Source organism: Kitasatospora sp. NPDC001683 (assembly GCF_053596495.1).
Map to the genome: position 1 here is coordinate 1 of NZ_JBSFGK010000185.1, position 6,411 is coordinate 6,411.

The 6,411-nt window shown below is 72.9% G+C and carries 7 protein-coding genes; 4 read left to right on the forward strand and 3 right to left on the reverse strand.

The window, feature by feature from the left end; genetic code table 11:
* The coding region (locus ACWCYO_RS39920; RefSeq protein ID WP_449786968.1) for an amidohydrolase family protein at positions 1-384 on the forward strand (384 nt) is incomplete at its 5' end.
* A gap of 63 nt (positions 385-447) precedes the next feature.
* Here the strand turns inward: ACWCYO_RS39920 and ACWCYO_RS39925 are convergent.
* Together ACWCYO_RS39925 and ACWCYO_RS39930 are read right to left on the reverse strand one after the other, a co-directional pair.
* Positions 448-1,434: a hypothetical protein gene (locus ACWCYO_RS39925; protein WP_449786969.1), complete on the reverse strand. Its 987-nt coding sequence runs from the start codon at positions 1,432-1,434 to the stop codon at positions 448-450.
* A 227-nt stretch (positions 1,435-1,661) separates the two neighbouring features.
* Positions 1,662-3,452 carry a GGDEF domain-containing protein gene (locus ACWCYO_RS39930; RefSeq protein WP_270144992.1) on the reverse strand — a complete coding sequence of 597 codons (1,791 nt, stop codon included), beginning with the start codon at positions 3,450-3,452 and terminating at the stop codon, positions 1,662-1,664.
* 366 nt (positions 3,453-3,818) lie between these two features.
* On the opposite strand from ACWCYO_RS39930, the gene ACWCYO_RS39935 reads away from it, so the two are divergent.
* On the forward strand, positions 3,819-4,346 hold the full coding sequence (locus ACWCYO_RS39935) for a flavin reductase family protein (RefSeq protein ID WP_270144995.1): 528 nt from the start codon (positions 3,819-3,821) through the stop codon (positions 4,344-4,346).
* Between the two features lie 37 nt (positions 4,347-4,383).
* On the opposite strand, the gene arfB is transcribed toward ACWCYO_RS39935, so the two are convergent.
* Positions 4,384-4,815 carry an alternative ribosome rescue aminoacyl-tRNA hydrolase ArfB gene (arfB, locus tag ACWCYO_RS39940; protein ID WP_270144998.1) on the reverse strand — a complete coding sequence of 144 codons (432 nt, stop codon included), beginning with the start codon at positions 4,813-4,815 and terminating at the stop codon, positions 4,384-4,386.
* A gap of 302 nt (positions 4,816-5,117) precedes the next feature.
* Between arfB and ACWCYO_RS39945 the strand changes: the two genes are divergently transcribed.
* Positions 5,118-5,615, forward strand: a complete 498-nt coding sequence (locus tag ACWCYO_RS39945; RefSeq protein WP_405000663.1) for a hypothetical protein — start codon at positions 5,118-5,120, stop codon at positions 5,613-5,615.
* Between the two features lie 146 nt (positions 5,616-5,761).
* On the forward strand, positions 5,762-6,337 hold the full coding sequence (locus ACWCYO_RS39950; protein ID WP_270145002.1) for a TerD family protein: 576 nt from the start codon (positions 5,762-5,764) through the stop codon (positions 6,335-6,337).
* Positions 6,338-6,411 lie beyond the last annotated feature (74 nt).

Here is a 6,411-nt window from a genome sequence, read left to right on the forward strand (position 1 = left end):
CGCGTCGCCCTGATCACCGACGCCATGGGCGCCGCCGGCATGGGCGACGGCCGCTACCCACTCGGCCCGCTCCAGGTCGAGGTCAAGGACGGCGTGGCCCGGCTGGTCGAGGGCGGCGCGATCGCCGGCTCCACCCTCACCCTGGACGTGGCGTTCAAGCGCTCGGTCACCGTCAACGGCCTGACCTTCGGCCAGGCCGTCGAGTCGCTCTCCACCACCCCGGCCCGGCTGCTCGGCCTCGCCGACTCCATCGGCACCCTGGAGGCCGGCAAGCTCGCCGACCTGGTCGTGGTCGACTCCACCGGCTACGACCTGGTCGCCGTGATGCGCCAGGGCCGCTGGGTCCTCGGCGGCGACAGGTTCCCAACCGTCAAGTCGGTCTGACCGCAACACGACGGCCGCCCGCCCCCACCGGGGACGGGCGGCCGTTCACACCTTGGGCCGGCCTCAGCTGCTCGGCTCGATGGTGACCTGGTCGATCAGGATCGGCCCGGAGGGCACCGTGAAGGTGACCGAGTTCGCCCCGGCCTGGAACTGCGGGAGTATCCAGGTGGTGTACCAGGACGACGCCGGGTCCTTGCCGGGCGAGTAGTTCTTGTACGTCAGCCCACTCGGCCAGTCCTTGCCGTTGACCGCGGCCGCGCCCTTCACGTCCCCGCCGGCGTTGTTGTAGTGCACCGTCAGCTTGTACGTCCCGGCCGTGGCGATCTGGCCGCTCCAGGTCACCGAGCCGCCCTGCTGGAGCGTCAGGTAGCTGCCGTCGGCGGACTTGGCGCCCTTGACGCTGTTGCCCGACGGCGCGTTCTGGCCCTGCAGCTGCCCGGCGTCCACCGTCGACGGCCCGTTGGTGGCGGTGGCACTCGCCGTCGGGGAGGGCGTCCCGCTGGTGGCGCTGGTCGCCGGGGTGCTGGGGGCCGGCGGGGCGGTGGTCGTGGTGCCGCCCTTGGCGTCCTTGTTGCCGTCCGGATCCCCGGTGGAGAGCGCGATCCCGGCGCCGATCGCGATCGCCGCGACCACGGCCACCGCGCCGATCACCGCGCCCTTGCTCCGGCCGCTGCTCGGCCGCTCGTCCCCCGGCTGCGGCCGGGAGTGCTCGGCGTAGCGGGACTGCTGGGTGGGCACGCCGTACTCGACGTGCTGCGGCGGAACGCCCGGCTGGCCGTACTGGCCCTGCGGCGGCATCCCCGGCTGACCGTACGGCGGCTGCGCCATGCCTGGCTGGCCGTACGGCTGCTGGGTGCGCGGCGGGCCGTACTGCGCCCGACCGACCTCCATCGGCCGGCTGTACGGCGTGCGGGGGACTCCCTGCTGCGGCTCGGCCGGCTGTCCGGTGGAGCCGTCGGCCGGGCGGTAGAGGTAGCCGAACGGGTCGTCGTCCTGCGGGGCACCGCCCCCCTGGCCCTCGGGCACTCCGTTGTCGCCGGCGGTCGTCACGGTGGTCTGTTCCCCCATCCGGTGCGCGCCGCCGCGCTGCGGGCGGCGCAGATCATGGACGCTGTCGTACCGGGCACCCTACCTGTCGTACCTGACCGCCGGAAAAGAACCCTTGACAACCCGTGGGTAACCTGTGCGGCCCCGGAACGGTCGGCACCCGACCGACCCGCCACCCACCGGCGTCCGCCGTCAACCCGCCCGCCGGTGCGCCGTCAGCCGGTGCGCCGTCAGCCCGCCCGCCGGTGCGAGCGCTCGCCCCGGGCCCCGCGCACCGCGCCGCCCCGGGCCCGCTTCTCGTCGTACATCCGCTCGTCCGCGGTGTGCAGCACCTCCTCGGTGCTCATCCCGCAGCCGGCCCAGCCGATCCCGAGGCTCACCCCGACCCGCATCGCCCGCCCGTCGATCCGCATCGGCGGGATGATCGCGTTGCGCAGCCGGTGGGCGAGGTCCTTGGCCTCCTCGCGGCCGATCCCGTCGGCCAGCACCACGAACTCGTCGCCGCCCAGCCGGGCCACCGTGTCGCCGTCCCGGACCGCCCCGCTCAGCCGCCGGGCGACCTCGACCAGCACCGCGTCGCCCGCGTTGTGGCCGAACCGGTCGTTGATCGACTTGAAGCCGTCCAGGTCGCAGAAGATCACCGCGAGCCCCTTGTCCGTGGGCGCCGCCGGGCCGGGGCGGAACGGCGCTGACCAGGCGTCGCCGGCCGGCCCGTACTCGGCCGGGACCACGGCGTGCACGTGCTCCCCGTAGCCCGCGCCGAGCCCGGGCGGCGGGCCGCCCTCGACCGGCCCGTAGCCGTGCACCGGCCCGGTGTACGGGTCCCCGCCCTCCAGGCCCTCGTACGCGGTGTGCGCGCTGTACGAGTCGGCCGGGTAGCCGTACGGCTGCGGGTAGCCGGCCTCGCCGGGCTTGGCGGCGGCGCCGACCGGCTGGGGCTCGGCGCAGAGCCGGCGGGCCAGCCGGGCCCTGAGCTCGGCGCCGTTGGGCAGGCCGGTGAGCGCGTCGTGGCTGGCCCGGTGGGCGAGCTGGAGTTCGTGGCGCTTGCGGTCCTCGATGTCCTCGACGTGGGTGAGCAGGAAGCTCGGGCCCTCGGCCGCGTCCGCCACGATCGAGTTGCGCAGGCAGACCCACTGGTAGCCGCCGTCCCGCCGGGACAGCCGCAGTTCCGCCCGGCCGCTCTCGGCGCTGGTGCGTTCCAACAGGGCCCGGTCCTCGGGGTGGACCAGATCCGCGAAGCTCTGCTGGCGCAGCACCGCGCGGGGGCGGCCGAGCAGGCGACAGAGCGCGTCGTTGACCCTGGTCAGCTGGCCGCGCCCGGCGCCGTGCAGTTCGGTGATGGCCATCCCGCTGGGCGCGTACTCGAAGGCCTGCCGGAAGCTTTCCTCGCTGGCCCGCAGTGCCTGCTGCTCCTTCTCCAGCCGGGCCAGCGCCCGCTGCATCTCGGCCCGCAGCCGGGCGTTGCCGATGGCGATGGAGGCCTGCAGCGAGAACATCTCCAGCGCCTCCCGGGTCCACGCCCCGGGCCGCTTGCCGCTGCGCGGGCGGTCCACCGAGAGGACGCCGAGCAGGTCGCCGCCGGCGCTGTACATCGGGGCGAGCAGCCCGTCGGCGGGGTGCCAGTCGTTGGCGTAGACGGGCAGCGGGCCGTCCCCGATCCAGCGCGGGATGTCGCTGGCGACGGCCCAGCCACGGTCGTACGGCAGGAAGCGCAGGGTGCCCCAGTGGTCGCTGACGCCGAGCAGCCGGTCCCAGGACTCCCGTGAGCCGACCTGGCCGAGCAGCACCGAGGGCCCGCCCATCGGGCTCTCCTCCAGCTCCCAGACGGCCGCCACCACGAGGTCGCCGTCCGGCCGGACCAGGCTGACCGCGGCGGCGTCGAAGCCGAGCCCGTGCACCGCGCCCTCGACGACGGCCTGCAGCGTCCCCGCCAGGCTGCGGGCAGCGTTGAGGTCCGCCACGACCCGGTGCAAGGTGCGGAGGGTCGCGAGACGGACGTACGGCTCCGACTCGGCTTCCATGCGGGGGCTCCCCGGCTGCTTCGGATAGTTCTTGATTGGTTATCGTCCGATTGCCAGAAGAACTGAATCACAGGGAGCACAGCGTTCGGCACGCTCGGTCAGCAATAGGCCACCACTTGTGACTTAAATCACACGACACTAATGCACCCTTAATCAGTTCATCCCTCCCATAACTGGACACAAAGCGCTATCGGAACATTTCTCCTGGTCGACCGCATCGGCCGCGCGCTGAAGTCCGCTGCACCCGCCCGTCCCCCCGCTTCACCCTTGGGAGTGAGCGCACCCCGGCGGCTACGGACCTGTACCGGTGGTCCTACGACCACGGCCCGATGCCGTTCCCGGCGAGCGACGACTACCGTGCGGTACGTGTACCCGTCCCCGCAGCCCGAAGCTGCCCCCCAGGCCACGCCCGACGAGTTCCGGGCAGCACTCTCCCAGCTCGCCGCCGGCGTCAGCCTGGTGACCGTCCACGACGAGGAGGACGGCGAGGACGTCGGCATGACCGCCACGTCCTTCCTCTCCGTGTCACTGGACCCGCCGCTGGTGCTGATCTCGGTGCGCGAGGACTCACGGATGGACGAGGTGCTCTCCCGGAACGACACGTGGGCGGTCTCGGTGCTCGCCGAGGGGCAGAAGACGCTCGGCTCCCGCTTCGCCATGAAGGGCCGGCTCAGCGACCGGCTGCTGTTCGCGGAGACCGAGCACCGCCGCGGCGCGCACTCCGGCGCCCCGCTGATCGAGGGCGCGCTGGCCACCGTCGAGTGCCGCACCGAACAGCGGATACCCGCGGGCGACCACACACTGCTGATCGGCCGCGTCCTGGAGGCCGCCGTCCCCGCCCCCGGCGGCCGCCCGCTGCTCTACTTCCGCGGCGGCTACCGCGCGCTGGGCTGAACCGAATCCGCGGCTCCGGGCCCACAGCCGGGTCCGGCTACTCGCCGCGCGGCGCCCGCCGCCCCTGCTTGAGCTCGGAGCGGTGCCGCTTGTTGTCCAGCCGCCGCTGGACCATCCCCCGGCTCGGCCGGGTCGCCCGCCGGGCCTTCGGCGGCGGGGCGCACGCCTCGCTCAGCACCGCCGCCAGCCGGGCCGCGGCCGCCTCCCGGTTGCGCCACTGGGAGCGGTACTCCGAGGCCTGTACCACCAGCACCCGGCCGTCCACCAGCCGGTGCGCCAGCCGCTCCAGGGCACGCGTGCGCCACACCTCGGGCAGCGCCTTCGAGGCGGCCACGTCGAAGCGCAGCTCGGCCTTGGAGTCGGAGGTGTTGACGTGCTGGCCGCCGGGGCCGGAGGAACGCGAGAAGCGCCAGAGGAGCTCGGCGTCGGGGACGACCACCGACCCCCGTACGCGGATGGGCTCGGACATGCGCCCATCATCCCGCGCGGGCCCCGCCCGGTCACCCGGTTATCCGTTACTCGCCCGCTCGCCTCCAGGGCGCTCATGACCCGGCGCCGACGGTCGGCACTCCCTCGCTCCTGCGTCACTCCCTCGCTTCTCCCTTTCGGCACCGGCGCACCTCGGCTCGGGGCGGGGACTCACCCGCTCGCCTCCAGGGCACTCAGGACCCGGCACCGACGGTCGGCACTCCCTCGCTTCTCCCTTTCGGCACCGGCGCGCCCTTCCAGCCCCCCGCCCCCGGTTACCCGCGCGCGCCCCGAGCCCCGACAATGGCGTACGTGATCGAGCTCGGCTACTCCCTCTCCAACCGCTTCCCCGACCCCCCGCAGACCGACTACCGCACCGCCCCCGTGCGCTCGCTGCGGTACGACCTGTTCTGCGGCGACGTCTACCTGGACGCCGAGGGCACCGAACTCTCCACCCGCTGGGGCTGGGTGCCGGTGCTGGACTTCGCGTGGGCGCTGTGCGACATCGTCGAGCAGCTCGACCGCGACCCGGACGGCTCCCGGGCCGCCCGGGTGCAGACCGCCGACCTCGACTTCACCCAGAACACCGAACTGCTGCGCTTCGCCCGCCGCTTCAACTGGGTCGAGATCACCGCGACCTGGCTGCGGGACGAGCCGCCCGCCGTGGTCCGGCACAGCGAGCTGCGGCGCGAGGCCCGGGACTTCCTCCAGGACACCCTGGCCGACCTGTTCGACATGCACCCCGACCTGGCCGACAACCCGAACATCTGGACCCTGCAGGGCCGGTTCCCCCGGGTCTGACCCCCGGAACCGACCGGCCTGACCACTGCATTGCCCTTCCTTTGCCCGGGTTTGACACCCTGCGAAGAATTCACGGGATCCACGGAACCAAGCCGCCCGAGTACCGCGTTGTCCCGGGAAAAGCGAACGAAGGGACTGCAATCGCCATGCCAGTGAGCCTCTCCAAGGGTGGCAACGTCTCGCTGACCAAGGAGGCCCCGGGCCTGTCCGCGGTCACCATCGGCCTGGGCTGGGACGTCCGCACCACGACCGGCGCCGAATTCGACCTCGACGCCAGCGCGATCGTCCTGAACGCGGACGGCAAGGTGCTGTCCAACGCGCACTTCGTGTTCTTCAACAACACCAGCACGCCGGACAACACCGTCGTGCACACCGGTGACAACCGCACCGGTGAGGGCGCGGGCGACGACGAGTCGATCAACGTCAACCTGGCCGGCCTGCCCGCCGAGGCCGCCAAGATCACCTTCCCGGTCACCATCTACGACGGCGTCGCCCGCGGCCAGAACTTCGGCCAGGTCCGCAACGCCCACATCCGCGTGGTGAACGCGGCCGGCGGCGCCGAGATCGCCCGCTACGACCTCTCCGAGGACGCCGCCACCGAGACCGCGATGATCTTCGGTGAGCTCTACCGCAACAACGGCGAGTGGAAGTTCCGCGCGGTCGGCCAGGGCTACGCCTCCGGCCTGGCGGGCATCGCCCAGGACTTCGGCGTCCAGATCTGACCCGACGCAGCCGGAAAACGCCGCGGCGCGGGAAGTCGGTCCGTCCCCGAACTTCGGGTCGGTGACGACGGCGC